This window comes from Rhizobium sp. RHZ02 (genome assembly GCF_014851575.1).
In the GTDB taxonomy this organism is placed as follows: Bacteria; Pseudomonadota; Alphaproteobacteria; order Rhizobiales; family Rhizobiaceae; genus Rhizobium; species Rhizobium altiplani.
Map to the genome: position 1 here is coordinate 48,386 of NZ_JACUZX010000030.1, position 25,556 is coordinate 73,941.

Genomic DNA, 25,556 nt, shown 5'->3' on the forward strand with positions numbered 1-25,556 from the left:
TTTATCCCGCCTTGGCAATCGCATCGAAGGCCAGCAGCTTTTCGAGAAGCCGCGGCATATCCCGCAGATAGACCATGTTGGGACCATCCGAAGGCGCATTGTCAGGATCTTCGTGGGTTTCCACGAATACGCCAGCGACGCCGACGGCGACCGCCGCACGCGCGAGCGTCTCCACGAACTCGCGCTGCCCTCCGCTCGAACCGCCCTGCCCGCCCGGCTGCTGGACCGAATGCGTGGCGTCGAAGACCACGGGGGCGCCCATCGCCGCCATGATAGGCAGCGATCGCATGTCGGAGACCAGCGTATTGTAGCCGAAGGAAGCACCGCGTTCGCAAAGCAAGATGTTCGGATTTCCGCTCGAATTCAGCTTGTTGAGGACGTTCTTCATGTCCCAGGGCGCGAGGAACTGCCCCTTCTTGACGTTGATGACGCGGCCGGTCTTGGCGGCGGCAACGAGCAGGTCGGTCTGACGGCTGAGGAAAGCTGGGATCTGCAGGATGTCGACGACGGTGGACACCTCGGCACACTGCTCTTCGGTATGAATGTCGGTCAGGACAGGAAAGCCGTATTCCCTCTTGAGATCGGCGAACACTTCAAGCGCCGTTTCGAGGCCGATACCGCGCTGCGCTGACAGCGACGTCCGGTTCGCCTTGTCAAAGGAGGACTTGTAGACGAGGCCGAGACCAAGCTTGTCGCAGAGTTCCTTCAGCACACCGGCGACCATGAAGGCATGCTCGCGGCTCTCCATCTGACAAGGCCCGGCAATCAGCGACAGCTTGCCGGAATTCGAAAAGGTGACGCGGCCGGCGCCTTCGCCGACCACGACTTCGGAATTTGTCTGGCTCATCGTTTCTCCTCGAAGGCGAAGAGAGCGCCCTGTCCGGGCGCGGCCTTCACCAGAATTCGATTGTTCTTGCGCGTATAGGTCATCCCGTTAGCAGCCAATTGCGCTTCTGTCACGGCGAGATCGCCTACTTTGAAAACGATGGCAACACCACGCAGACCGCGATCGTCGGAAGGCGCAGGGATGTCGAAGTAGGCGTCCAGTCCATCCGGGGAGAGAACACTCACTCTGGCATTCGGAGTTGTCACACTCACACCGAAGGCCTCATTGGTCGTTCCCAAGCTGTGGGCGGCGGCGCGCAGGAATGGTCCAAACGCCTTGGGGTCGGGTGCCCCAAGCACGATCTCTGCGATCCCAACCACCCCATTTGCATGCACTTGCAGGGCTTTCCGGTCGGCTGGCAGCGGGTTGACACGTTGGCATGTGAAGAAAAAGAAATCTGGAGCGCGCAGGTCAACTGCAAAGGCGAGCTTAAATGCAGCCGTCACCTCCGAGCCATCGGGCATCTTCATCGGCCGCTCGAACTGCAGCATCTCGCCGCCATTGATCTTTTCGGACAGAAACCGGGCATGGTCGCGATCGGCATCCGCCGTCGCAAAGACCACGGCAGACAGCCCATCGTCTCCACATCGGAATCGAAAGGCACGGTCCCGCGCGGTGAAGACATTGCCTTTCTGCGCCGAAGCTTCATGCAGTTCGGCATTGGCGACCCCGAGAGGCTCCAGATAAGTTTCGTCGGCGAAGAATATGCAGGCATTCTCGGTCCCAAACGGGTGCCGGGCGTCGGGCGCGACGGTGAATCCCAGCTTTCCGAGACGCTCGCGCGAGAGCCTGATATTTGGAACCGGCAGCACGATGTGGTCCAGCGGATGTGCTTCGCTCATGGCAACTTCTCCGGAATTTGCGAAGATGTGCGCCGGGCAACAGGACAATGCAACCCCCTTCTACGCTTTCGGTCAAATGAGACGCAAAAACTCAGCAAGTTGCAGGCAAGATTTACGAAAATTTAGGTACTTGCGGAACACATATGGAACATATAGTGTCTGTTCTGGCTTTGTTTCACGACTCTGGGGTTCAACTTCGATGCTGACGCGCAAGCAACAGGAGCTTCTTCTCTTCATTCACGAGCGAATGAAGGAGTCCGGTGTCCCCCCTTCTTTTGATGAAATGAAGGATGCCTTGGACCTCGCGTCGAAGTCAGGCATCCACCGCCTGATTACCGCGCTGGAGGAACGGGGCTTCATTCGCCGACTGCCGAATCGAGCCCGCGCTCTGGAAGTCATCAAACTGCCCGAGGCATATAACCCGAGCCTGCAGCCCCGCCGCGGTTTTTCGCCGAGCGTTATCGAAGGCAGCCTCGGCAAACCACAGCCAGTTGTGGCGCCGAAGCCAGCGCCGCAGGCTGACAACGGCGGTCCTGCCTCTGTACCGGTCATGGGACGGATTGCTGCCGGCGTACCGATTTCGGCAATTCAGAACAATACCCATGACATCACGGTTCCGGCGGACATGCTTGGCCCAGGCGAGCACTATGCGCTTGAGGTCAAGGGCGACTCGATGATCGAGGCCGGCATCTTTGATGGCGACACGGTAATCATCCGCAACGGCAGCACCGCCAATGCCGGCGACATCGTTGTTGCGCTTGTCGATGATGAGGAAGCGACGCTCAAGCGCTTCCGCCGGAAAGGCGCCTCCATCGCACTTGAGGCGGCAAACCCGGCTTACGAGACGCGCATTTTCGGGCCTGACCGTGTCAAGGTCCAGGGCAAGCTTGTCGGCCTCATTCGCCGCTATCATTGAAGGCAAGCGGCTCGCCGTCAAAGGTGCCGCTTCGCCAATTATACGCCCGATGGCGGATCCAAGGGCGGTCGGGCCTCGTATAGGCCGTCGTGACGACGGAGCTACCTTGATCGTCGATCCTTACCTCAGCGGCACCAAAGCGACGCAAGGTTTCGCCGGTGAACAAAAGTGCGCCCGACCGGCACCCCGTCGTGCGGAGGCGAGCGGGTGTCACGACGATATCGGCCGTATCGCAGGCAGCGCCGAAGTAAGCGGGATTTTCGACGATCGTCACGACGTAGCCGCTATCGTGCGTGGCTGTGCACCAGGCGCCTTTCAGGCATACAAATCGGTTCTCAGCGCTCGTCGCAGCCTGACGTAACGCATCGCGGGCATTGCGCAATTCCACGGCAGATAACCTCTCCGATCTGCCTTGACTGTCCCGCCGCCTGATAGCGTTGACACCCTCCAACAATTACGTTGGTTGATCTAGCTCCGCGGCGAGCGCCATTCGCCATTGGTCGAAAATGAAGTCAGGCGGATGCGGCCGGTTCGGTGCAAGGACTTGTCCTCTCACAATCGCGACGAGATTGCCGTCTTCGGCAATGACCATGTCGGGCGGCGGCTCGCTCGGCGCAACCACAACAAGCACTGTTGCCAGCCCCGCAATGCCAGCGCCGAGGTAGCGGATCTTGGTGCGCAGAAGGGCAAGTAAGAGGAACCCTGCTACCGCCACAGGAAAATACCAACCCGGCAATCTGCCGATATCGATATTGCCGCCCAGGTCGAGACCATCTGGGCAATGGCGATCACGATGTCGAGCCCGAAACCGGCAATTTTCCATGGAATGACGTCGAGGCCAAAAGGTGTCAGCAGCATAGCGAGCATGCCCATCGGCATCACCACGAAAGAGACCACCGGCATGGCCATGAGATTTGCCGGCAGACCATAAGCGCTGAGCCGGTGGAAGTGCTCGACGGCGAAAAGCGCGGTCGAGAAGCCGCCGATCATCGCGGTCAGCAGGATGCCACCAAAGAAGCATATGATGAAAACGACGGGCGTTACTGCGGCGACCTGCAGCAAGGGATGTTCGTGCGGCGGCCTTCTTGACCAGATCGCGTAAACCGGCGACGAGGGCAAGCGTCGCCGCAAACGACATCCGGAGCTCGGCCGGGGGCACTTCCAAGCACGAACCAGAGGATCGCGCCCGCCCCAGCGAAGACGGACGAAACCAGGAAGAACCGCGCATGCTCTATCTCCGTTGCCACGGCGAGACGAAGCCACACGGTACAACGATCCGACGCAGTCCTTATCCGTGTCGGCCACGGCACGAAGGATTGCGTCTGGAAAGTTAGCGGAGGTTCCGCAGGAACTCGTGGCACGAGAAAAGAAGGCTGTGGCGCGCGCCCAAACGCGTCCGCGCCGGGTGTGGCTTCCCTCACCTCCAATGGCCTCAACCCCGGCATGCATTGCGCCCAAAAACAGCCGCCCGTACAACCAGAATGAAAGCTAACGGGCTTCCAAGCAAGAATAATCGATTGAAATCTGAAGGAAAATCGGAAGCCGGAAAAGCTAAGGATAATCATCAGCTTCTGCTATGCGCAGGGGTCATCGCAGAAGTGCCCAAAAGTTGATACTGCGATGCACAAAATGGCGTCACGGTAACTTGGCATTAGGCGCGCGATCATATAGCAATCATCGACGACGCTTAACCCTATGGCGCTTTTATGGCGCCAACCGCCAGTTTGGAGGATCATAATGACGGAACAAAGCGCAACACTGAAAATCGGTGACAAATCAGTCGATCTCGCCGTCAAGAGCGGCACCATCGGTCCTGACGTCATCGATATCGGCGCCCTGTACAAGAACACGGCTTCCTTCACGTACGATCCTGGTTTCACCTCGACCGCGTCCTGTGAATCGAAAATCACCTATATCGACGGTGACGCCGGCGTACTGCTGCATCGCGGCTATCCGATCGAGCAGCTCGCCGAGCACGGCGACTTCCTCGAAGTCTGCTACCTGCTTCTCTACGGAGAACTGCCGACCGCAGCCCAGAAGAAGGACTTCGACTATCGCGTGACGCATCACACGATGGTGCATGAGCAGATGAGCCGGTTCTTCACGGGCTTCCGCCGCGATGCACATCCGATGGCTGTCATGTGCGGTTGCGTCGGCGCGCTGTCGGCGTTCTACCACGACTCCACCGACATCACCGATCCGCATCAGCGCATGGTCGCAAGCCTGCGTATGATCGCCAAGATGCCAACGCTGGCCGCCATGGCCTACAAGTATCACATCGGCCAGCCCTTCGTTTACCCGAAGAACGATCTCGACTACGCGTCGAACTTCCTGCGCATGTGCTTTGCAGTTCCTTGCGAGGAATATGTGGTCAATCCGGTTCTGGCCCGCGCCATGGACCGCATCTTCATCCTGCACGCCGACCACGAGCAGAACGCGTCGACCTCGACCGTCCGCCTCGCCGGCTCGTCGGGTGCAAACCCGTTTGCCTGCATCGCAGCCGGCATTGCATGCCTCTGGGGCCCGGCACACGGCGGCGCCAACGAAGCAGCGCTGAACATGCTGACTGAGATCGGCACTGTTGACCGCATTCCGGAATACATCGCCCGCGCCAAGGACAAGAACGATCCGTTCCGCCTGATGGGCTTCGGTCACCGCGTCTACAAGAACTACGATCCGCGCGCCAAGATCATGCAGAAGACGACGCATGAGGTTCTCGGCGAACTCGGCGTCAAGGACGATCCGTTGCTCGAAGTTGCGATGGAACTCGAGCGCATCGCCCTAACCGATGAATACTTCATCGAGAAGAAGCTCTATCCGAACATCGACTTCTACTCCGGCATCACGCTGAAGGCCCTGGGCTTCCCCACGACTATGTTCACCGTGCTGTTTGCCCTGGCCCGTACGGTCGGCTGGATTGCCCAGTGGAACGAGATGATCGAAGATCCAGAGCAGCGTATCGGTCGCCCGCGCCAGCTTTATGTCGGCGAACCGGAGCGCGACTACGTGCCGGTTTCCAAGCGCTAATCGGCGATCACAGACAGCAAAAAGCCCGGTCAGAAATGACCGGGCTTTTTCTTTTGGAGAACGTCAAGAACAATCTCTGCCGCATGTTCTCCCGGCGGCTTCTCGGTCTGCATTCTCTGCCAGAGAACGTCGAAGCCCTGCATCATTGCCTGCCGTGGCAGGCTATCCGCTGAAAGCTTCTCCATCCAGCGAGCGAAGCTGCCGCCTCGGACCACGTCGTTGATATACTCGGGCACAACAGCGTAATCGGCGATCAAGTTCGGAAGCGCAGCACTCCACGTTTTGATCTTGCTGGTCATGAGCCTGATGATCCAGTCCGTCTTGTACGCCGAAACACAGGGAACGCCCGTCAAAGCCAGCTCAAGCACGACAGTGCCGGAGGCAGCCATGGCGGCATCGGCCTCCGTGAACGCTCGCCACTTCGCCTCGGCTCCCGTCACGATCTCCGGCTTGGCCGTCCAATCCTTGACGAGCTCACGGATCATGGCTTCGCGGCGTGGCATCGTCGGCAAAATAATACGCATCTCGCCGTTGCGCGCTACCAACTCGCTAATGGCATCGCCAAAGTGTGGCAGCAGCTTGGCGATCTCCGACGAGCGCGAACCCGGCAGAAGCATGACTGTCTTGCGGTCGGCCTGGTTTCGCGGCTTCGTCTGCGCGCGCTGGCGTCGTGCATCCAACAGGTTGGGATCGGCTGTCAAGCGGTGGCCGACATAAGTTGTCGGCGGCCCGCCCAGCTTGCGCATCACGTCCGGTTCGAATGGCAACACAGCGAGCACATGGTCGACATAGGCGAGCATGCGCTGCGCCCGGTATTCCTTCCACGCCCATACGCTGGGGCAAACGTAGTTGACGACAGGCAAGGTGGGCAGCACCGTGCGAACACGCTTTGCGACCCTGTGCGTGAAGTCGGGACTGTCGACGATAATAAGCACATCAGGCTTTGCGGCGATGATGGCCGACGCCGTCTCACCGATACGCCGAACGAGCCGCGGCAGCTTCGAAAGCACCTGGGTGATGCCCATGACCTGAAGGTCGGCGAAATCGAAAAGCGAGCGCAGACCCTGCGCCTCCAGCCCCTCGCCGCCAACGCCGATGAGTTCCACGTCGCCAGGAAACTTTCGTTTCAGAGCGGCGATCAGGTCGGCACCCAGGAGGTCGCCCGAAACCTCTCCAACAACAATGGCAACTCTCAGTGAAGCTTCGCTCACGCCAGCCCCCAGGATGGCAATCCCCTATCCAGTCCGCATACAAAGATACCGGCTTCATCGGCAGCCTTGATGACGGCGTCGCGCTCCAGGATGAGCGAGCGGCCCGCCTCCACAGCCACTCCGGCAAGTCCTGCTCTCTGCAGGTTCTCGATCGTCGAAATGCCGATCGATGGCAGGTCCGCGCGGATATCCTGCTGCGGTTTGCACAGTTTCACCAGCACGCCGTGGCGGCGCTGAGAAATTCGCCCCGCCGACCGCAGCTCGGCGACACGCTCCAGCATGCTGTCCGTGCCTTCCACGCCTTCGAGCGCGACAATGCGACCGCCGACCGACACCGACCCTTGACCGACGTCCAGCCTGCCGAGCGCATCCGCTGCTTCTGCGGCTCGCGCGATGTCCTTCGCATTATCGAGGCTTGGTCGCACGGCGCCCAGCGGACCGACCGATGCCAGCAGATCCGGTGCGATCTCGTGCGCGCCGACGACCCGGCGCCCATTCTCTTCGATCAGCGTGATGACCATCCGCAACACGGTATCGTCGCCACCAGCGAGCAGCGTCCGGATTGTCGACGGTAATTTCACGAGGGTCCTCAGCGTCGGCCGCACTTCGCGCCATTCCGGACGCCGGCGTACACCACCAGACATCACGACGCGGTCGATGCCGTTGCCTTCGAATATCCGACTGAGAGCGGCAAAATCTCCGACCCCGATAACCGCATGGTCAAAGCCTTCCCAAGAGCGATCGGCCTCGTCCTTCAGAGCGATAATAAAGGGATTTTCACCTGCTTGCCGCGCCGCGGTGGCGACATAGGACGGCAGAAGCCCGCTACCTGCGATGATGGCCAAGCGGCCTTTTGCCATGTCACCCGCGAGAGCCAAGCATCACCCTTTCTGTCCCCTGGTCGGAGAGGAAAGAGCACGATCGCTATCGGCTGCGATGAAGTCGAGGATCTGAAGGACCTGCTCGCAATCGGCGTATTCATCCCGGATCACGGCGGCGTTGGCACGGATCGAACCGGCGCCTTCGAAGATCGCCTTGTAGGCGCGCCGCACGGCATGAATCGTCGCCCGGTCAACACCGGCGCGGGTCATGCCAACGACGTTCAGTCCACTCAGAAGGCCCGGATTGCCGTTCAGCATGCCATAGGGAATGACGTCATAGCTGACCGCAGAGAGACCGCCGACGAACGCCTGGCGACCGACACGTGTGAATTGGTGCACGGCACAGCCACCACCAAGAATGACACGGTCCTCAATCGTCACATGGCCGGCGAGCATCACGTTGTTGGACATGATGACGTTGTTTCCTACCCGGCAGTCATGGGCGATATGCGAATTCGCCAGGAAAAGGTTGTTGTCGCCAACAATCGTCTGGCCACCAAAATCGGCAGTACCCGTGTTCACCGTGACGCCCTCGCGGAACGTGCAGTTGTCGCCGACCGTCAAGGTCGTTTCTTCGCCGCCGTGATGGACGCTCTGCGGATCGCCGCCGATCACGGCCATCGGGAAAACGCGGCACCCCTTACCAAGCGTCGTCCTGCCGGATACGACCGAATGCGCCAGCAACTCCACGTTATCACCCAGCACGACCTTCGGCCCGACATGGCAGAAAGGGCCGATCTTCACGTTCTCGCCAATCACGGCGCCATCTTCGACGACCGCCATGGCGTGAATGCTGGCGCTGGCTGCTATCGTGCTCATGCCTGATCCTTGCGAACGATCATCGCCCCGATGTCGGCTTCGGCGACGAGCGCTCCATCAACCTTAGCATCGCAATGGAACTTCCAGATATTACCGCGCTGTTTCTGTTTCTTCACGTGGTATTCGACGCGATCGCCGGGAACGACCGGCTTGCGGAAACGCGCGTTATCGATCGTCATGAAGTAGACGAGATTGCCGGTTTCGCCCTGCTTCTTGGCGCAGATCGCGCCGGCCGTCTGCGCCATCCCCTCGATGAGCAGAACTCCCGGCATAATTGGCGATTCCGGAAAGTGACCGGTGAAATGCGGTTCGTTTGCAGTCACGTTCTTGATACCGACCGCGGATTCGTCGCCATCGATCTCGATAATCCGGTCTACGAGCAAGAACGGATACCGGTGTGGCAGCAGCTTCATGATCTCGATGATATCTGCCGAAGAGAGCGAAGTCTTTGCTTCCTCAGTCATTCTTTTCTCCCGTTTTCTTGCCGCCGGTTGATCGCGCCAAAATCGCGGCCGTCTCCCGTAGAAAATCGTTGATGGGGCGGGCCGGCACACCGCCGTAGCGCTCACCAGCGGGGATGTCTCCGATCACGCCGCTCTTTGCAGCGATCTGCACCCCGTCGCCAATCTTGATATGTCCGTTCAGTCCTGCCTGACCGCCGATCTGCACGCCGTCGCCAAGCACAGTACTGCCGGCAATGCCGACCTGCGAAACGATGGCACAGTGACGTCCGATGCGGACGTTGTGGCCGATCTGGACCTGATTGTCGATCTTCGTGCCCTCGCCGACGACCGTATCATCCATCGTACCACGATCAATCGTTGTATTCGCGCCAATCTCGACATGATCCTGGATGATCACCCGGCCGATCTGAACGATCTTGATCATCCCGCGTGGACCCGGAGCGTAGCCGAAACCATCCTGGCCGATCCGTGCACCATTGTGAATGATGACGCTGTTGCCAATGAGGGCGCAGAGCACGCTTGCGCCAGCCGCGATCGTGCAATTGCGGCCGATCTTGACGTTGGGCCCAATGATAGCGCCGGCGCCAATATGTGTACCCTCGCCGATTTCAGCGTGCGCACCGACCACCGCCATCGGCTCGATCGAAACCTTCCCTTCGAGACGGGCCGTAGGATCAACAACCGCGCGATCCGAAATACCAGGGGCTTCGGAAAAAAGGGCTTCTGGCCGCAGCGCCTTCGGGTAGAGGAAACCACCCGCCATCGCAAAGGCCGCATGGGCATTCTTCGAAATCAGAACAGGCAGATGATCCGGCACCAGCGAGCGCAGCCCCGCGCTGCAAAGCACTGCAGACGCTGCGCATGTCGCAAGCTCGTCCTTGCTCCGCTTCGAGATGATGTAACAGAGATCGCCCGCCTTCGCCCGACTTACGGGGGAAACGGAACGGATCACGACCTCTGCATTTTTGGGGTCAGCAAGCTCTGCCCCAAGATACTGCGCCAACTCCGAGAGTTTCACGCCATCATGGGGCAGAAAAAAGCTATTTTGCTCCATCGGCAAATCTCCAGAACGGAATTCGGTTTTACGGTTCCGGACTGCCGATATCAGAATTGGTTGTTTATGCCAAACTTGAAGTGCTGCGTCTTGTCAAAGTCTTCCTTGGCGACCGGAATAGCGTAGTCGACGCGCAGCGTACCGAATGGCGACGCCCACATAAGACCAACGCCGACGGACGCACGGAGTGACGCATCTTCGCCGTTCACAGTATCACCGAGCGGGTCGACATCATTGCCGAACAGCGTGCCAGCGTCGGCGAACAAGGCGCCACGCAGGCCAAAGTCACGCGGAACCAACGGGAGCGGGAACGTCGCTTCAGCCGAGACCGTGAAATAGGTCGTACCGCCGAGCGGATCGTCGTTCGCCCCGGCAATGCGCGGGCCGATGCCCTTGTTTTCGAAGCCTCTGATATCGCCGTTGGTCAGCGTGAACTGGTCAAAGACGTTCAGGCTCTTGTCAAAGCCTACAACATAACCCGCCGAACCCGTAACCGAGCCGATAATGTCAGCATCATCGGCCAGCAGATGGAAATACCGCGCCTTGCCGTAGATCTTATAGAACTGCGAGTCACCGCCGATACCAGCAATTTCCTGCGTAACGCTTGCGTAGATGCCTTCGCGCGGCAGCGTCATGTCGTCAAGCGTGTTGTAGGTCAGCGTCTGCGAAACAGACGACTTTACCCATGGGCTATTCTCAACAAGGTTCTGATACGGCGCAGACAGATCGCTCAGCGAACCCGAGGGATCGTACTTCATCTGCTTGTAGTTGTAACGGAACGTCGTCGCCAGATCTTCCGTGATCGGCGCCGTGGCACGAAGAACACCGCTGTTTTCTTCGTAGTCGTAGTTATCGTTGCTCGACGTCTCGCTGTGATTGAGGTCGAAACCGACAGCCAAACGGTAACCGAGGAAGTAAGGCTCAGTGAAGTTCAGGCCATAGGTACGAGAACCTTCCTGACCACCACCAGCGCTGATCTTGATATACTGACCGCGACCCAGGAAGTTCTTTTCCTCGACCGAGGCTTCAAGCAGCAGGCCGTCGCCGCCGGCCGCATAGCCCGCGCCGATACCGAACGAACCCGTCGACTGGTCCTGCACATCAACCACAACGACAACGCGGTCCGGAGAGCTGCCCGGCTGCGTCGAGATGTTGACCGACGAGAAGTAGCCGAGAGCTTCGAGACGGCGCTTTGCCCTCGTGATCATCTGCTGATTGAAGGCGTCGCCTTCGCTCATGTCGAACTCGCGACGAATGACAAAGTCGCGCGTGCGGCTGTTGCCGCGGATTTCGATACGCTCGACATAGGCGCGCTCGCCCTGGTCAACGAGGTATTCGACGCCGATCGTGTTGTTCGCCAGGTCACGATTGCCGCGCGGCGTTACGCGCGCAAAAGGATATCCAGCGGAGGCGACCTGGTCAGATATCGCTTCCATCGACTTCTGGACTTCCTTGGCGCTGTATACCTGGCCCTCGCGAGTGCGGACGAGCCCCTGCAACTGCGTGGCATCAACTCCGGGAACCGTCGATTGCACGGTTACGGCGCCGAAATTGTAGCGCGGACCTTCTTCGATATTGAAGGTCAACGTGTACTTGTTGGTCGCCTCGTCGAAGGTCGCGTCCGACGAGATGATACGGAAGTCGGCAAAGCCGCGATTGTAGTAGAACTGACGCAGCGCCTCTTCGTCAGCGCGAAGCTTGTCTTCGCTGTAGACGTCCTTGCGTGTCAGGAACGACAGGAAGTTGGAGCGCTTCGTGTTGATGACCGAAGCGAGACGGCCGGAGCTATAGGCATTGTTGCCAACGAAATTGATAGCGCCGATCTTGGTGCGATCACCTTCGTCAATGACGAAAGCCAGATTGACGCGACCTTCGCCGAGCGGCACGACCTGCGTGGTCACCTGGACCTCGCTGCGACCGGTTGCCGCATACGCGTCCTTGATCGACTGAATGTCCGCCTGGATCTGCGCGTCGTTAAAAGGCCCGGCCGCGTGCGTCTTCACGATCGCAGCAAGCTTGTCGTCCTTGATCTTCCGGTTGCCGTTGAAGACGACCTGGTTGATGAGCTGCGCTTCCTGGACCGTCACGACCAGCGTGCCGCCGGAAACGGAAATCTTGACGTCGGAGAAATAGCCCGTGTCGTAAAGCTGCTTCACAGAGTCATCGATGTCGGTGTTGGAGAAGCTCTGGCCAGGCTGGATTGTGAGGTTCGAGCGAACGGCCTCAGCGCCGACACGGCTGGCGCCGCGCACATCGATGCGCTGAATCACTGCAGCTTCTGCCGTCGTAGCGGAGACGAAAACCGCTGCACCTGCTCCCGAAGCAACAATACCTGCAGACAGCGCAACCGCCGATACTGCGTTCAAAAATCTTGAACCAGCCTTCATTTCACCCATTACCTTTTTTCTCGTCCCCGGCCCCAGGCGTCCCCCGATTCCGGTCACGTGTGTCGTTTTACCCGCTTTTGTCTTACAAGCAAGGGAGCAAGTTAATTTCTGTTTACTTCATTTCAAAGCGTGACGCATTCGCCACTACAGCTTTGAAACATCGTAAATAAATGGTAATTTCCCTCGTCGAGCAATCAACCAATCAAAGCGCTTATATCGTTCCAGGTGGCAAAAACCATCAAGCTCAAAACCATCGCCAAGCCAATGCGAAACGCAATGTCCTGCGCAGACGAACCCAACGGTTTTCCCCTCACGGCTTCAATCGCATAGAACATCAAATGTCCGCCATCAAGTACCGGAACCGGCATCAAGTTCAGTAATCCGATGGAAACAGACAAGACAGCGGCAAGCTGAAGCAAAGCTGCAACGCCCAACGTCGCCATCTGACCGGAAGCCTGAGCCACGCGGATCGGTCCGCCAAGCTGGTCTGGCTTCATATAGCCGGAGATCAGGTTGCCAATATACTTGAAGGTGCCAGTTACGATGTGCCAGGTCTGGATCGCGCCTTCCTTGACCGCCTCCAGCGGCGAGTAGGTCTGTACCCGGAAGTGGCCGACCTCCTGGTTGGTGACGATGCCGATCAGGCCGATTTCGATCTTGTTGCCGAACTGGTCGGTCATATCGGTTCGCGCCGGCACCATCGGAACATCCAGCTTCTGGCCGTTGCGCTCAATCGTTACGACAATTTGCTGCTCGGGCCGAATGCTGACGTAGCGCCGGACGTCGTCAAAAGTCTCGACCCTCGTGCCATCGATGGCGATCAGAAGGTCGCCAGGCACGACGCCCGCTTCGGCTGCAACGCTGCCCGGCTTGACTTCCGCAACCACAGGATCAGCAACCGATCGACCGTAGATCGAGAAGAGAACCGCAAAAATCGCAATCGCCAGGATGAAATTCGCTATCGGGCCGGCAGCAACCGTTGCGGCACGCTTCCACAGCTTCGCACCGGCGAAGGACCGCGCACGATCCTCTTCCGACATTGACGCGAGCTTGTCGTCATCGGGCTTGCTCGATACATCCTCGTCGCCGAAGAAGCGGACATAGCCGCCCAGCGGTATCAGTGAGAGCTTCCAGCGCGTTCCATGCTTGTCGGTGAAGCCGAGCAATTCCGGACCAAAGCCGATCGAGAACGCCAATATGCGGATGCCGCTCCATCGCCCCACCAGATAGTGGCCCATTTCATGCACGAAAACGAGCAATGACAGCACGAGGACAAAGGGCACGATATAGCCCGTCAGGAATGCCAATATACCGGTCAAGCCAAGCATCTGATTTTTCCGCCAGCCTTTGCAGACATTATACGCCGAACAGGGCTGCACCGAGCGACGTTATTTCGCCGCCCTTTATCAGCGAAAAAAGCCCAGCTAGCAAGAACGCCGCAAAGCAGGCGAAAATGAGCCCGTCGACACGGTCCATGACGCCGCCATGCCCTGGAATCAGGTGGCTCGAATCCTTGACGCCGAAGCGACGCTTGATGAAGGATTCGAAGAGATCGCCGCTCTGACTGCATACCGATAGGATGAACGCAACCGGAGCCGCGAGCACGAGGCTCTGCGGAAAGGCAAAATAGGCAACCAGGCTACCGGCGATCACAGCGGAAACGGCGCCGCCAATAGCGCCGGACCATGTCTTTCCGGGAGATATCTTCGGCGCCAGCTTCGGGCCACCGATGGCGCGCCCGACGAAATAAGCAAGAATGTCGGTCGACCACACGACTGCGAATACAAAGAGCATCGCGAAAAGGCCGACGCTATCGGAGCCGCGGATGCTCGAAAGGGCAATTCCCGTAAGACCGGCGTACACGATCCCCGTGGGAAACCAGCGCGATACGCCGGACACAAGCACGAAGCCGACAGCAATCAGGAAGAACAGCACCAGTAGCAGCAGGGAATATCCAAGCGTCCCCGCAACGACGGCCACCGCGATTGCCGCCTGCCCTATCCAACCGATCGCATTGGCGACCGGCTGTTCCGTGGCAAGCTTCGTAATGGTCGACCATTCATAGTAGATCAGCAGTCCGATCGCTGCCGACAGCAGGCTGAAGGCAACGCCGCCGTACCAGGTGGCGAGCAGAACGATAACGGCAAGGATTACGCCCGAAATAATGCGCAGCTTCAGCTCCTGCTGCATCAGGTGCCCACTGCCGCAGCCGTCTGTGCCACCAGTCCGCCAAAGCGACGGTCGCGCGACGCGAAGGTTTCCAACGCCGAGTAGAAGATCTCCCGGCTGAAATCGGGCCAATACTCGGGCACGAAAATGAACTCGGAGTAGGCCGCCTGCCAGAGCAGGAAGTTGGAAAGGCGTTCTTCACCACTTGTGCGGATGATCAGGTCCGGATCCGGGATCCCGGCCGTGTCGAGCCGCGCATCGATCAGCGCCGGAGAAATATCCTGCGCCTTCAGCCGGCCTGCCTCGACATCCCGTGCAAGGCTCGCCATCGCACGCGCGATCTCGTCGCGCGAGCCATAGTTGAAGGCGATGATGAGCGTCAGCGCGGTATTCGTCTTTGTGGTCTCTTCCGCATCCACGAGAAGATCGAGGATGTCGCTCTTGAGGCTGTGCCGGTCGCCAATCACTTTCACGCGCACGTTCTGGCGATGCAGTTCCGCCAAGTCACGACGAATGAAGGCTTTCAGCAATCCGAGGAGATCCGAGACCTCCGTTACCGGACGCCGCCAGTTTTCCGACGAGAAGGCGAAGAGCGTGAGATATTTGATCCCGACGTCGCCCGCTGCGCGCACGGCCTCGCGCACAGCGTCAACGCCCTTTCGATGCCCCATCGTCCGCGGAAGCCCGCGCTGCTTTGCCCATCGGCCGTTGCCGTCCATGATGATGGCAACGTGTTCTGGCACAGTCAAAAATGTTCGTTCCGACATTTCCCGTCCGGTTCTTGCAGCCAAGGCGCAGCCGCAGCGCGCCTTAAACCTGCATGATTTCCTTTTCCTTCTCGCCAAGCAAGCGGTCGACCTCAGAAATCGTCTCGTCGGTCATCTTCTGCACACGATCTGATTGTGCCCGGCTTTCGTCTTGGCCAATCGCACCGTCTTTTTCGGCTTTCTTAAGGCCGTCCATGCCGTCACGACGTACATGGCGAATCGCAACCTTGCTCTTCTCGGCATAGTCGTGGGCGACCTTCACCAGCGATTTGCGGCGCTCCTCGTTGAGCTCCGGCAGCGGGATACGCAGGTTCTGGCCATCGATGATCGGATTGAGGCCGAGGTTGGCCTCGCGGATCGCGCGATCGACGGCGTTGACCATCGACTTGTCCCAGACGGAGATGCCAAGCATGCGCGGCTCTGGAACGGTCACGTTTGCCACCTGGTTAAGCGGCACGCGCGAACCATAGGCCTCGACCATGACAGGGTCGAGAATGTTGGCCGAGGCGCGGCCGGTGCGCAGCGATGCGATATCGTGCTTGAACGCGGAAATCGCGCCATCCATGCGGCGCTTGAGTTCCTTGATGTCGATGCCTTCACTCATTTTATTGCTCCCGTCTTGGTAGAAGCTACGGCAAAGCAGGCCGCCCACTCAATCAGTTATCAGAGACGATGGTCTTGAGGCCACCGCCTTTGAGGATTTCAGCAAAACCACCCTTCTCGTGGATCGAGAAGACGATGATCGGAATGGAATTCTCCCGTGCAAGCGCCACTGCCGCGACGTCCATGACGGCCAGTCCCTTGTCGAGGACTTCCTTGTGCGTCAGGTGGTCGAAGCGCGTCGCCTCGGGATCCTTTTTCGGATCAGCCGAATAAATACCATCGACTTGCGTTCCCTTGAAGATCGCTTCCGCTCCCATTTCGGCGGCGCGCAGCGCGGCTGCCGAGTCCGTCGTGAAGAACGGGTTGCCGGTGCCGCCTGCGAAGATCACGACGCGGCCGAGCGACAGATGGTAGAGCGTCGCGCGCTGCGAGAAACTCTCGCAGATCTCCGGCATCGCAATCGCCGAGAGCACAACAGTGTCGATGTTCAGCTTGCGCAGCGACGTTGCCAGCGCCAGCGCGTTGATGACGGTCGCGAGCATGCCCATGTGGTCGCCGGTAACGCGATCGCCACCCTTGGAGGCAACTGCGACACCGCGGAAGATGTTGCCGCCGCCGACGACGACGCCGACTTCCACACCCATCTGCCGCGCTTCGGCTATGTCAGCCGCAATGCGGTCTGCGACCGCTACATCAATTCCAAATCCCTGGCTGCCCATGAGGGCTTCGCCGGAAGCCTTGAGTAGAACGCGTTTGTAGACAGGCTCTGACGACATCGTGGCTCCTCGTATATTACCGCTGTGTGCCGGATACACGAAGGGCACCGCGTTGTCACGCGATGCCCTTCGGTTTTCACATGTATAGGTCGATCAGCCCTTGGCGACAGCGGCCACCTCAGCAGCGAAGTCGCTCTCTTCCTTCTCGACGCCTTCGCCGAGGAGAAGGCGTGCCATGCCGACGACTTCGATCTTGGCGCCGGCTTCCTTTTCTGCTTCCTTGACAGCAGCGCCGACCGTCAGGTCGGGGTTGATGACGAAAGCCTGCGAGAGCAGAGCAACTTCTTCGAAGAACTTGCGCATACGGCCTTCGACCATCTTTTCGATGATGGCTTCCGGCTTGCCGGATTCGCGGGCCTGCTCGATGAAGACGTTGCGTTCGCGCTCGGCAACGGCAGCGTCGACTTCTTCGGCGCGGATGGCGAGCGGGTTGGTCGCAGCGATGTGCATGGCAACCTGGCGGCCGATCGAGGTCAGGACGGCCTTGTCACCTTCCGACTTCAGGGCGACGAGCACGCCGAGCTTGCCGATGCCGTCGCCAGCAGCGTTGTGGATGTAGGTCGCAACAACGCCGTGCTCGACTTCGAGCTTGGCAGCGCGACGGAGCGTCATGTTTTCGCCGATGGTCGCGATCGCGTCCTTGATGGTGTCGGCGACCGGCTTGCCGGATGCCGGGTATGTCGCGGCAGCAATGGCTTCAACCGTGCCATCGGTGGACAGGGCAACGTTGGCGATGCCGCGAACGAGATCCTGGAAGGCATCGTTGCGGGCAACGAAGTCCGTTTCCGAGTTCAGCTCGACGACAACAGCCTTGTGACCGGCGCCGGCAATGGCAATCAGGCCTTCAGCAGCAGCGCGGCCGGCCTTCTTGTCGGCCTTGGAGATGCCCTTGGCGCGCAGCCAGTCGATCGATGCTTCGATGTCGCCGTTGTTTTCGAGCAGCGCCTTCTTGCAGTCCATCATTCCTGCGCCGGACTTCTCGCGCAGTTCCTTCACCAGTGCAGCCGTAATCTCGGTCATAAGCTTCCTCTTGTCGGTTCAAACGGTGGCCCGCAAAGGCGGTGCAACACCGGATTGAGGCACGAAATGTACCTGTATGTATGACAGCGTGATGAAAGACGCCTCATACGAAACTCAAATGGCGAGAGACTGATCGCCCTCGCCTGAAACGGTCAAGGCCGCCGAACTTTAGAAAGTCGCGAGCGGCCTTTTCCCAATCTCTGGAAAGCATGACGGGCCATCCAGCCCGACTGCTTCTTTTATCAGGCTTCGGCTTCGCCTTCGAGCGCCGGCTCAACCGGAGCTTCGATCGATGCGCCGAGATCGCGGCCCGACGAGCTCTGCTGGCGAGCGATACCGTCGATGGCAGCGCGTGCGATCAGGTCGCAGTAGAGAGCGATGGCGCGCGAGGCGTCGTCGTTGCCCGGGATCGGATAGTCGATCAGATCAGGATCGCAGTTCGAGTCGATGATTGCGACAACCGGGATGCCGAGGCGCTTGGCTTCGTCGATCGCGATCTTTTCCTTGTTGGTGTCGATGATGAACATCAGGTCCGGCGTGCCGCCCATATCCTTGATACCACCGAGAGCCTTGTCGAGCTTTTCGCGCTCGCGCTCGAGGTTCAGGCGCTCTTTCTTGTTGTAGCCGGACTGTTCCGAAGACAGGATTTCGTCGAGCTTGCGCAGGCGCTGGATCGAGTTGGAGATCGTCTTCCAGTTGGTCATCATACCGCCGAGCCAACGCGAGTTGACATAGTACTGAGCGGAACGCTTGGCCGAGTCAGCGATCAGCTCGGAAGCCTGGCGCTTGGTGCCGACGAAGAGAACGCGGCCGCCACGAGCAACGGTGTCGGAGACAACCTGCAGGGCGCGCGACAGCATCGGAACGGTCTGAGCCAAGTCGATGATGTGGATGTTGTTACGATCGCCGAAAATGTACGGCTTCATCTTCGGGTTCCAGCGGTGCGTCTGGTGGCCGAAGTGGACGCCTGCTTCGAGGAGCTGGCGCATAGAAAAATCGGGCAATGCCATGCCTTGTAATCCTTTTCCGGTTGAACCTCCGCAAGGCTAACAGCACCCTCTTCGAGGATGCCACCGGGCGGAACAATCCGGATTTCTCCCGGACCATCCCATGCCTTACGTGTGGAATGCGGGTGGCCTTACCCTCCCTTCCGCAGAAAATCAAGGCTTCCTGCGAAAAAAGCGACATTCGGAGCCGGCAGCCAGCGTGGGGTGGAGAGGATGGGCCGGCAGGCCCTTGGCGTCCACCACCGCGCCAAGCGTCAATCGGACTCGCAGGGCCAGCTTGTCGGCGCGGAGAGACCGGCGGGCAACTTGGTCTTGGCATCCCCGCAGGCAAGATCGACCTGAGCCTGCTCGAGACCAGTCGCGGCAGACAAATCAAGCCCTTCGATCCGCGTCAGAAACATGAAGGCGCGATCGAACGCCACCGGTCCTTCAAATGTTGCCTCGCTGAGGTCAGCGCGAGATAGATTGGCGAGCGAGAACCGTGCGCCCGTTAGAACGGCTCTGTCAAAACTTGCGCGGCCAAGTTCGGCCTTTTCAAAATTCGCACCACTGAGCTTTGCACCATTGAAATTGGAGCGTTGGAGTTCCGCGCCGGCGAACGACGCTCCTTCTGCGAAAACGTTCTCGAAGCCGGATCGATAGGCCTCGATTTTCGAGAAGTTCGCCTTGCCGGCCTGCGCTCCCGTAAGCCATGCCCGCACCAGTGTTGCCTTCTCGAAATTCGTTCCGGTCAGGTTGGTGTGGCTGAGATTGGTCAGGCTGAGATCGGCATCTCCCAGGTTGGCACCCTGGAAGTCGCTCCCTTGCAACATGAGATTCCTCTTGGTGCATTCACTCCAATTAACTCCTGCCGCCGGCGTGCTGCCGCAATCTGCAGCGAGGGCCGGAGGGCTCACGAACAACGTCAGCGCAACCAGTCCCGTTGAAATACCATAGAGTCCACCACTCAAAACACCATGCCGCATCGTCAAGATTCTCACTCCAATCCGACTCTAGCGCCCAAATCAGCACGCCTTTCGAATTACTAGCATAGAGAGGGTTTACTTAGCGACAATCGTCGGCGTGCGCATTCGTGACGGTTCTTTGCGAAACTAGACAGCGGATGCCATAAAAATTGCTGCTCAAAGCCGTGTCCAAGCGTTCGTCGAAGGTTCGGAGGCAATGCGACAGAGCGTTGTCGCGAACCGTGCGGATCTCCTATATGCTTAGCGGCGAGCGCCCTGTCATGCGCGATCTGAGAAGGGACGGAAAATGTCCACTCTAGCGCTTTTAATAGTGCAGGCTGATATTCCCAACGAAGCGGACCGAGCGCCTTTCGACGATTGGTATGATCGCCATATGCCAGACGCAGTACGCGCTTTTGGGGCACTCCACGCGTGGCGCGCTTGGAGCCGAACCAATCCCTCGAAGCACACTGCCTTCTATGAATTCTCTAGTTTGGAGGCAGCGAACGCCGCGATGCGATCGCCGGGCCAAGAATTCGATGTCACATGGGGCTCACGCGCCACACGGACGCGTGACGTTCTAGAGGTTGTTCAAAGGGCGCCTGTTTCAGACTGAGCGGGCCCGTTCAAGCTGGGAAATCAAACCTTCAGCCCGCGACAAAGTTCATGAAGTGCGAGTTTAGGTAGGGATGTCCTGCTTGTTGCACTTGCTACATTCCGGTTATTTGCAGGCAGCCGATTTGCTGTCGAGCAGTTCGAGCTTCGCAAGCCTGCCGCTCAAAACAAAATCGCCATAGTCCATCGTCAGATCACGCGTGATGCCATTTTCATAGAGCTTGAACGACATACGGTAGACCGGCAAAGCGTCCGTCTTCGTATTCTCGTTGAAATACGAGATCGTGACCGGCCAGAAGGCTGCCTTCGAGAAGGCGCCAGCGTTGCCCGCATCGGCCTCGTCGGTTGCGGGCGCCACCTGCTTTCCGACCACCGTCGTCGTCACCAACGCCTTGTCTCCATCGTCCGAGCCGTCAAAGACGCGCGCCTCGAACAGGCGCTTGCCAGCCTTGGCGTTCTGGATCACGTCCAGCATATGTTCCGTTGGGAACCGGCTTGCCGCCAGCTGCAACTCCTTGCTGGTCGGCTGGGTCAAGGCAACCTTGACACCTTCAGCCTGGTCCTGCGCGGCACCGTTAACCTCCTTGTCGAGCTGGTCGTCGGTGAAGGATTTGGTGTCGAAGGTGAACCGGCGGTCCTTGAGGTTCTCGAAGGTCTTTGTCTGCTGGTCGCTGACGCGGACGGCATCGCCCGTATCGATCTGGGTAACGAAACGGAAGTTAGTGGTGAAGCCCGTGCAGTAATTGCCGTCGAACTCATAAACCATGCGGCCCGACATGCCCGAAATGCCGGAGCGCTCGGAGGCATCCTTCAATTCCAGATCGTAGACCGCCCGGTGAGCAACGAGGCCAGTCGCGATCGCCGCACTCGTTACCGGCGCGGCCGCATGGACGGTCGTCGAAACGCTCGCCAGAAGAAGTGCGGCAAGACTCGATCGGAACATTGACAATCTCCTGTTGGACTCGCCTGCAATGTTATAAGAACGCTTTCGGCCAAATCGAGGCTCGAAAATGTCACAAAGCAGATTCCAAGCCTTGATGCATAATTTTAGAACTATTGACAATAAAAGCGGAGAGGAAAATGCCCGATCAAATCGCTGCACGCCTGAAAGAAATGGGGATATCCCTGCCTGAGGCTGCTGCACCGGCCGCCAACTACGTCCCCTACGTCATCAGCGGGAACCTTCTCTATATCTCCGGACAGCTGCCGCTCGAGGGCGGAAAGATTGCTGTTCTCGGTCACCTGGGCAAGAATGTAGACGTCGCAACCGGCCAGCGCGCCGCGGAACTCTGCGCCATCAACATCATCGCCCAAGCAAGCGCTGCCCTCGGCGGCGATCTCGGTCGCATCAAGCGCGTCATCAAGCTCAACGGCTTCGTGGCCTCCACTCCTGATTTCGTCGAACAGCACCTCGTCATCAATGGCGCCTCCAACCTGATTGCAGGCGTGCTTGGCGAGGCCGGAAAGCATGCGCGCGCCGCCGTCGGCATGGCCGCGTTGCCGATGAACGCCGCTGTCGAAATCGATGCGATCGTGGAAATTGCCTGATGACCTCTGCAGCATGGCTCAAGGAGCAACCGGTCGCCCATCGTGGCTATCATGACCTCAACAAGACGGTCTGGGAAAACACACTCTCCGCCTTCACGCGCGCAGTCGATGCAGGATTCGCGATCGAGTGCGATCTGCACTATGCGTCCGACGGCGTTCCTGTTGTCTTCCATGACGAGGATTTGGAGCGTCTGTGCAATCTGAAGGGAGGCGTGCGCGAACGCACGTCCAAGGAGCTCGGTCTCATCTCCGTCGGCGGGACGACCGACAAGATCCCGACGCTGCGGCAGCTGCTCGATCTCGTCAAGGGTCAGGTTCCCTTGGTCATCGAGCTGAAAGGCCGCGAGGCCGATGACGAGGGCTTTGCCGAAGCAGTTCTCGAAGTGCTTGAGGGCTATGAAGGCAAGGTCGCCCTCATGAGCTTCGACCACTGGCTGCTTCGCGATCTGAAGGCGCTCAATGCCCCCTATCCTCTCGGGCTGACGGCAGGCGGCAACAAGCCGGAAGAATTCGAAGTGCATGAAAAGGCGATGAAACTCGGCCTTGACTTCATTTCCTATTTCGTCGCCGACCTGCCGAACCCGTTCATAACCGCCCAGCGCGAAAAGGGCATGGTTGTCATCACCTGGACCGTCCGCGACGAAAAGGGGCGAAAGCATACCTTCGAGAATGCCGATCAGATGACGTTCGAAGGATTCGATCCGCGCGTTTCGGTTTGACGCTCGCTTTTTGGACAAGATCATGCTCAGACTGTTGGTGAGCCCTATTCTCCTCCCAAACGGTCTCGCATTCGCTCCATGACAGACGAACTTTCAATCCGCATCGAGCGGTCTTTCACCGCGATTTCCCCGGAGAGCTGGTCTCAGCTTTCCGGGGCCTCCCGCAAAGGCAGCGTTCTCGCCTACAATCCGTTCGTGTCGCATGCTTTCCTGTCCTCGCTGGAGGAATCAGGATCGGCGACCGCACAAACCGGCTGGATGGGTCATCATCTTCTATTGGAAACCGACAAAGGCGAACTCATCGGCGCCCTGCCCGGTTATCTCAAGAACCACAGCCAGGGAGAATATGTTTTCGACCACGGCTGGGCCGATGCTTTCGAACGAGCCGGCGGACGCTACTATCCGAAGCTGCAATGCTCCATCCCCTTTACCCCTGCGACCGGCCCGCGCCTGCTTGTCGCCGAAGGTCTGCAGCGCCTGCCGATCCAGCACGCCATTGCCGAGAGCCTCAAGGAGGTCGTGCGCCGGCTTGGCGTCTCTTCCGCCCACATCACATTCGTGCCCGAAGACGAGATCGGCATCTTCGAAGGTGAGGACTACCTGCACAGGACGGATCAGCAGTTCCACTTCATCAACGAAGGCTACGCCAATCACGAGGAGTTTCTGGAAACGCTCGCGTCGCGCAAGCGCAAAGCACTTCGCAAGGAACGCCGCACCGCACTCGAACACGGCATTGAAATTGATTGGCTGACCGGTCGCGATCTGACAGAACGGATCTGGGACCAGTTCTTCGAATTCTATATGGACACGGGCGGCCGAAAATGGGGCCGGCCTTACCTGACGCGCAAATTCTACTCGCTGATCGGCGAGCGCATGCCCGATGACATCCTGCTCGTCATGGCAAAGCGTGACGGTCGCTATATTGCCGGCGCGATCAACTTCATCGGCGGCGATACGCTTTATGGCCGTCATTGGGGCTGCATCGAGGACCATCCGTTCCTGCATTTCGAAGTCTGCTATCATCAGGCAGTCGACTTTGCATTGGCGAAAGGCCTCAAACGGGTGGAAGCCGGCGCCCAGGGCGAGCACAAGCTGGCACGAGGTTACCTGCCGGTGACAACTCACTCCGCGCATTATGTTGCTCATGCTGGGTTGCGGCGGGCTATAGCCGACTATCTCAAGCGCGAGCGTGACGACGTAGAGCACATGAACGAGATCCTGACGGAGCACAGCCCGTTTCGAAAGGGCGAGCGCCAGCAGGAGGATTGACGCTTTCGCCCCTGCCGCGCTACGCGATCACAGCAGCAACGAGGAGAGTTCGTATGACCAGCGCCGCCTACGACAGCAACAACATTTTCGCCAAGATCCTGCGTGGCGAAATTCCCTCGCACCGCATTTACGAAGACAGCGACACGATCGCCTTCATGGACGTGATGCCGCAGGCTCCGGGCCATGTGCTTGTCCTTCCCAAGGCGGCGTCACGCAACCTGCTCGATGCGGACCCGACCGTTCTCGCCAAGACCATTCCCGTCGTCCAGAAGATCGCCAATGCCGTCAAGGAAGCCTTCGACGCCGACGGCGTCTTCGTCTGCCAGTTCAACGAACCAGCCGCCGGCCAGACCGTCTTTCACCTGCACTTCCACATAATCCCGCGTTTTGAAGGTACGGCCCTGCGTCCGCATTCCGGGCAGATGGAAGACAATGCCGTACTCGCGGCGAACGCGGAGAAGATTAAGGCAGAGCTCTAGTCCGCCAGCCGTATTGTTGAATTTTGCGCATCCGCCGGCGTCGCCTTCTCAAGTAGAGATCGCGCCAGTGCATAGGCGATAGCAAAGGTCACACCACCGCCGACAAGATCGACCAGATGATGCCCTCCGTGTACGAGAATTGCGGGCATCATCAGCGCATTCAGGATGGCCGCTGGAACGAAGACGAACCGGATACGGGCAAGGAAGCAGACCGACATGCACGCCATGACCATGTGGAAGGAAGGGAATGCGATCAGGCCGAGCACATTGGCTGGCGTCAGATGAGTGCTTCCTTCGCGCAACACGCGGCCGAGTTCCGTTCCATAGGCGGGACTAACAGCCAGCGGCATTGCCTCGAGGACCTGCCGAGGGAGCCGCTGGAATGCAGAGGGACCGATCGACGGCAAGAAAAACCAGAACATGATTGCCAGCAGCGCCCCGATAACTCCCGTCAGCAGAAAATGCTGCAGTCTCGTTGTTCTTCCAGAAAAACCAAGAACCAGAATCACGCCTAACAGCTGCATCAGCGAACTCGTGTAGACCGCGTACAACACGAGACCAACCAACGGATGGCGCGCAGCCCATTCGACGATAGCGGGCCAGGAATACCCAAGCATGCCGTCGATCTGCGTTAGCGTGCCGTCAATCTGCGCGAAGTAGGAAGGCAACAACAGATAGTTGAAGATAGAACCGGCAATCGTGAAGAGCACGAAGAGACCCGCAGCGGTCGCCGCTGCCGCGATCCGGTCATTGTGGCGGACACGCCGATAAAATTGGCCAAGGGCAACCAGGAACGCGCCGCAAGCAATGAGGCTCGCATATCCTACAAAGTCTATTCCAACGCCCTTCAACAACAACAGGCAGGCATCAAGAAGTGCCAAGGTCGTGATGATGAAAACAATGAAACGTTCAGCCGGCAGAAACACCATCGTAAGGCTCCTTGCTGGAGCCGATATAAAGCCGGTTCACTTAAGAATCGTCTAAGCAACCGCTAGTGCGAAAAAGAAAAGGCGGCCTTCGGCCGCCTCAGATTGCTGACAAACCCCTGGCACCGTCTGGGGGTTTGTGATTCATTGGGACATGTTGAAGAAACCTGCCCCCACCCAGACGGCTCTTGAGATGGTGACGCTCGACAGTCTGGTGCCGAAGGATC

The 25,556-nt window shown here is 58.9% G+C and carries 27 protein-coding genes; 6 read left to right on the forward strand and 21 right to left on the reverse strand.

The features are described from left to right. Position 1: 1 nt before the first annotated feature. Both kdsA and IB244_RS27540 read right to left on the reverse strand, forming a co-directional pair. Positions 2-847, reverse strand: coding sequence for a 3-deoxy-8-phosphooctulonate synthase (gene kdsA / locus IB244_RS27535; RefSeq protein ID WP_169683859.1), 846 nt, complete (start codon positions 845-847; stop codon positions 2-4). Further along, positions 844-1,728 carry a VOC family protein gene (locus IB244_RS27540; protein WP_018858811.1) on the reverse strand — a complete coding sequence of 295 codons (885 nt, stop codon included), beginning with the start codon at positions 1,726-1,728 and terminating at the stop codon, positions 844-846. Before IB244_RS27540 ends, kdsA begins: the two co-directional genes overlap by 4 nt. Before the next feature lie 199 nt (positions 1,729-1,927). On the opposite strand from IB244_RS27540, the gene lexA reads away from it, so the two are divergent. Continuing rightward, complete coding sequence (gene lexA / locus IB244_RS27545; protein WP_018858812.1) at positions 1,928-2,644, forward strand: transcriptional repressor LexA; 717 nt, start codon at positions 1,928-1,930, stop codon at positions 2,642-2,644. Here the strand turns inward: lexA and IB244_RS27550 are convergent. The 3 genes from IB244_RS27550 to IB244_RS27560 form a co-directional block, all read right to left on the reverse strand. After that, positions 2,625-3,032 (reverse strand): hypothetical protein, encoded by a 408-nt coding sequence (locus IB244_RS27550; RefSeq protein WP_192306300.1) that lies wholly within the window; start codon positions 3,030-3,032, stop codon positions 2,625-2,627. The genes lexA and IB244_RS27550 overlap by 20 nt on opposite strands. A 66-nt stretch (positions 3,033-3,098) precedes the next feature. After that, a complete protein-coding gene (locus IB244_RS27555) occupies positions 3,099-3,359 on the reverse strand; it encodes a hypothetical protein (protein WP_192306302.1) in 261 nt (86 codons plus the stop codon). After that, positions 3,350-3,706 (reverse strand): ComEC/Rec2 family competence protein, encoded by a 357-nt coding sequence (locus IB244_RS27560; RefSeq protein WP_192241963.1) that lies wholly within the window; start codon positions 3,704-3,706, stop codon positions 3,350-3,352. Before IB244_RS27560 ends, IB244_RS27555 begins: the two co-directional genes overlap by 10 nt. A gap of 675 nt (positions 3,707-4,381) precedes the next feature. Here IB244_RS27560 and gltA point away from each other — a divergent pair. After that, a complete protein-coding gene (gene gltA, locus IB244_RS27565) occupies positions 4,382-5,671 on the forward strand; it encodes a citrate synthase (protein WP_018858813.1) in 1,290 nt (429 codons plus the stop codon). Between the two features lie 29 nt (positions 5,672-5,700). Here the strand turns inward: gltA and lpxB are convergent, their stop codons facing one another. The 15 genes from lpxB to IB244_RS27640 all read right to left on the reverse strand — a co-directional run bounded on the left by lpxB (position 5,701) and on the right by IB244_RS27640 (position 21,331). Continuing rightward, a complete protein-coding gene (gene lpxB / locus IB244_RS27570) occupies positions 5,701-6,882 on the reverse strand; it encodes a lipid-A-disaccharide synthase (RefSeq protein ID WP_192306304.1) in 1,182 nt (393 codons plus the stop codon). Continuing rightward, on the reverse strand, positions 6,879-7,760 hold the full coding sequence (locus IB244_RS27575; protein WP_192240713.1) for an LpxI family protein: 882 nt from the start codon (positions 7,758-7,760) through the stop codon (positions 6,879-6,881). The genes lpxB and IB244_RS27575 overlap by 4 nt, the downstream gene beginning before the upstream one ends. Before the next feature lie 3 nt (positions 7,761-7,763). After that, complete coding sequence (gene lpxA, locus IB244_RS27580; RefSeq protein ID WP_192240714.1) at positions 7,764-8,582, reverse strand: acyl-ACP--UDP-N-acetylglucosamine O-acyltransferase; 819 nt, start codon at positions 8,580-8,582, stop codon at positions 7,764-7,766. Continuing rightward, a complete protein-coding gene (gene fabZ, locus IB244_RS27585; protein WP_018858817.1) occupies positions 8,579-9,046 on the reverse strand; it encodes a 3-hydroxyacyl-ACP dehydratase FabZ in 468 nt (155 codons plus the stop codon). Before fabZ ends, lpxA begins: the two co-directional genes overlap by 4 nt. Further along, complete coding sequence (gene lpxD, locus IB244_RS27590) at positions 9,039-10,100, reverse strand: UDP-3-O-(3-hydroxymyristoyl)glucosamine N-acyltransferase (RefSeq protein WP_192306306.1); 1,062 nt, start codon at positions 10,098-10,100, stop codon at positions 9,039-9,041. Before lpxD ends, fabZ begins: the two co-directional genes overlap by 8 nt. Positions 10,101-10,150: 50 nt before the next feature. After that, a complete protein-coding gene (bamA, locus tag IB244_RS27595) occupies positions 10,151-12,487 on the reverse strand; it encodes an outer membrane protein assembly factor BamA (RefSeq protein WP_025659035.1) in 2,337 nt (778 codons plus the stop codon). A gap of 194 nt (positions 12,488-12,681) precedes the next feature. Next, positions 12,682-13,815 carry an RIP metalloprotease RseP gene (gene rseP / locus IB244_RS27600; RefSeq protein ID WP_062375382.1) on the reverse strand — a complete coding sequence of 378 codons (1,134 nt, stop codon included), beginning with the start codon at positions 13,813-13,815 and terminating at the stop codon, positions 12,682-12,684. A 28-nt stretch (positions 13,816-13,843) separates the two neighbouring features. Then, positions 13,844-14,677 (reverse strand): phosphatidate cytidylyltransferase, encoded by an 834-nt coding sequence (locus IB244_RS27605; protein ID WP_112641333.1) that lies wholly within the window; start codon positions 14,675-14,677, stop codon positions 13,844-13,846. Next, positions 14,677-15,423 (reverse strand): isoprenyl transferase, encoded by a 747-nt coding sequence (locus tag IB244_RS27610; protein ID WP_192306308.1) that lies wholly within the window; start codon positions 15,421-15,423, stop codon positions 14,677-14,679. The genes IB244_RS27605 and IB244_RS27610 overlap by 1 nt, the downstream gene beginning before the upstream one ends. Positions 15,424-15,466: 43 nt before the next feature. Then, on the reverse strand, positions 15,467-16,027 hold the full coding sequence (gene frr / locus IB244_RS27615) for a ribosome recycling factor (RefSeq protein ID WP_018858823.1): 561 nt from the start codon (positions 16,025-16,027) through the stop codon (positions 15,467-15,469). Between the two features lie 52 nt (positions 16,028-16,079). Next, positions 16,080-16,802 (reverse strand): UMP kinase, encoded by a 723-nt coding sequence (gene pyrH / locus IB244_RS27620; RefSeq protein ID WP_018858824.1) that lies wholly within the window; start codon positions 16,800-16,802, stop codon positions 16,080-16,082. A gap of 93 nt (positions 16,803-16,895) precedes the next feature. Further along, positions 16,896-17,822 carry a translation elongation factor Ts gene (tsf, locus tag IB244_RS27625; RefSeq protein WP_025659039.1) on the reverse strand — a complete coding sequence of 309 codons (927 nt, stop codon included), beginning with the start codon at positions 17,820-17,822 and terminating at the stop codon, positions 16,896-16,898. Between the two features lie 242 nt (positions 17,823-18,064). Beyond that, complete coding sequence (gene rpsB / locus IB244_RS27630; protein ID WP_016553822.1) at positions 18,065-18,832, reverse strand: 30S ribosomal protein S2; 768 nt, start codon at positions 18,830-18,832, stop codon at positions 18,065-18,067. 251 nt (positions 18,833-19,083) lie between these two features. Continuing rightward, on the reverse strand, positions 19,084-19,794 hold the full coding sequence (locus tag IB244_RS27635) for a pentapeptide repeat-containing protein (RefSeq protein WP_192240746.1): 711 nt from the start codon (positions 19,792-19,794) through the stop codon (positions 19,084-19,086). A gap of 700 nt (positions 19,795-20,494) precedes the next feature. Beyond that, the gene (locus IB244_RS27640) at positions 20,495-21,331 is read right to left on the reverse strand and encodes a cell envelope integrity EipB family protein (protein WP_025659042.1); all 837 of its coding nucleotides are present in this window, start codon (positions 21,329-21,331) and stop codon (positions 20,495-20,497) included. 137 nt (positions 21,332-21,468) lie between these two features. Between IB244_RS27640 and IB244_RS27645 the strand changes: the two genes are divergently transcribed. The 4 genes from IB244_RS27645 (at position 21,469) to IB244_RS27660 (ending at position 24,403) form a co-directional block, all read left to right on the forward strand. Further along, positions 21,469-21,936 carry a RidA family protein gene (locus IB244_RS27645; RefSeq protein WP_113471672.1) on the forward strand — a complete coding sequence of 156 codons (468 nt, stop codon included), beginning with the start codon at positions 21,469-21,471 and terminating at the stop codon, positions 21,934-21,936. Beyond that, on the forward strand, positions 21,936-22,655 hold the full coding sequence (locus IB244_RS27650; protein ID WP_169683350.1) for a glycerophosphodiester phosphodiesterase: 720 nt from the start codon (positions 21,936-21,938) through the stop codon (positions 22,653-22,655). Before IB244_RS27645 ends, IB244_RS27650 begins: the two co-directional genes overlap by 1 nt. 78 nt (positions 22,656-22,733) lie before the next feature. Continuing rightward, positions 22,734-23,924, forward strand: a complete 1,191-nt coding sequence (locus IB244_RS27655) for a GNAT family N-acetyltransferase (RefSeq protein ID WP_192306310.1) — start codon at positions 22,734-22,736, stop codon at positions 23,922-23,924. 53 nt (positions 23,925-23,977) lie between these two features. Continuing rightward, a complete protein-coding gene (locus IB244_RS27660; protein WP_018858831.1) occupies positions 23,978-24,403 on the forward strand; it encodes an HIT family protein in 426 nt (141 codons plus the stop codon). Here IB244_RS27660 and IB244_RS27665 read toward each other — a convergent pair. Beyond that, positions 24,400-25,332 carry a phosphatase PAP2 family protein gene (locus IB244_RS27665; protein ID WP_018859928.1) on the reverse strand — a complete coding sequence of 311 codons (933 nt, stop codon included), beginning with the start codon at positions 25,330-25,332 and terminating at the stop codon, positions 24,400-24,402. The genes IB244_RS27660 and IB244_RS27665 overlap by 4 nt on opposite strands. Between the last annotated feature and the right edge of the window lie 224 nt (positions 25,333-25,556).

What these genes read in the sequence shown, in the direction of transcription:
- IB244_RS27645 (WP_113471672.1), top strand. Translation starts at nt 21,469, where the DNA reads ATGCCCGATCAAATCGCTGCACGCCTGAAAGAAATGGGGATATCCCTG.
- pyrH (WP_018858824.1), bottom strand. Translation starts at nt 16,802, where the DNA reads ATGTCGTCAGAGCCTGTCTACAAACGCGTTCTACTCAAGGCTTCCGGC.
- tsf (WP_025659039.1), bottom strand. Translation starts at nt 17,822, where the DNA reads ATGACCGAGATTACGGCTGCACTGGTGAAGGAACTGCGCGAGAAGTCC.
- IB244_RS27635 (WP_192240746.1), bottom strand. Translation starts at nt 19,794, where the DNA reads ATGCGGCATGGTGTTTTGAGTGGTGGACTCTATGGTATTTCAACGGGA.
- rpsB (WP_016553822.1), bottom strand. Translation starts at nt 18,832, where the DNA reads ATGGCATTGCCCGATTTTTCTATGCGCCAGCTCCTCGAAGCAGGCGTC.
- fabZ (WP_018858817.1), bottom strand. Translation starts at nt 9,046, where the DNA reads ATGACTGAGGAAGCAAAGACTTCGCTCTCTTCGGCAGATATCATCGAG.
- rseP (WP_062375382.1), bottom strand. Translation starts at nt 13,815, where the DNA reads ATGCTTGGCTTGACCGGTATATTGGCATTCCTGACGGGCTATATCGTG.
- IB244_RS27610 (WP_192306308.1), bottom strand. Translation starts at nt 15,423, where the DNA reads ATGTCGGAACGAACATTTTTGACTGTGCCAGAACACGTTGCCATCATC.
- IB244_RS27655 (WP_192306310.1), top strand. Translation starts at nt 22,734, where the DNA reads ATGACAGACGAACTTTCAATCCGCATCGAGCGGTCTTTCACCGCGATT.
- IB244_RS27660 (WP_018858831.1), top strand. Translation starts at nt 23,978, where the DNA reads ATGACCAGCGCCGCCTACGACAGCAACAACATTTTCGCCAAGATCCTG.
- IB244_RS27640 (WP_025659042.1), bottom strand. Translation starts at nt 21,331, where the DNA reads ATGTTCCGATCGAGTCTTGCCGCACTTCTTCTGGCGAGCGTTTCGACG.
- IB244_RS27665 (WP_018859928.1), bottom strand. Translation starts at nt 25,332, where the DNA reads ATGGTGTTTCTGCCGGCTGAACGTTTCATTGTTTTCATCATCACGACC.
- IB244_RS27540 (WP_018858811.1), bottom strand. Translation starts at nt 1,728, where the DNA reads ATGAGCGAAGCACATCCGCTGGACCACATCGTGCTGCCGGTTCCAAAT.
- lpxD (WP_192306306.1), bottom strand. Translation starts at nt 10,100, where the DNA reads ATGGAGCAAAATAGCTTTTTTCTGCCCCATGATGGCGTGAAACTCTCG.
- bamA (WP_025659035.1), bottom strand. Translation starts at nt 12,487, where the DNA reads ATGAAGGCTGGTTCAAGATTTTTGAACGCAGTATCGGCGGTTGCGCTG.
- IB244_RS27605 (WP_112641333.1), bottom strand. Translation starts at nt 14,677, where the DNA reads ATGCAGCAGGAGCTGAAGCTGCGCATTATTTCGGGCGTAATCCTTGCC.
- lpxA (WP_192240714.1), bottom strand. Translation starts at nt 8,582, where the DNA reads ATGAGCACGATAGCAGCCAGCGCCAGCATTCACGCCATGGCGGTCGTC.
- lexA (WP_018858812.1), top strand. Translation starts at nt 1,928, where the DNA reads ATGCTGACGCGCAAGCAACAGGAGCTTCTTCTCTTCATTCACGAGCGA.
- kdsA (WP_169683859.1), bottom strand. Translation starts at nt 847, where the DNA reads ATGAGCCAGACAAATTCCGAAGTCGTGGTCGGCGAAGGCGCCGGCCGC.
- gltA (WP_018858813.1), top strand. Translation starts at nt 4,382, where the DNA reads ATGACGGAACAAAGCGCAACACTGAAAATCGGTGACAAATCAGTCGAT.
- frr (WP_018858823.1), bottom strand. Translation starts at nt 16,027, where the DNA reads ATGAGTGAAGGCATCGACATCAAGGAACTCAAGCGCCGCATGGATGGC.
- IB244_RS27650 (WP_169683350.1), top strand. Translation starts at nt 21,936, where the DNA reads ATGACCTCTGCAGCATGGCTCAAGGAGCAACCGGTCGCCCATCGTGGC.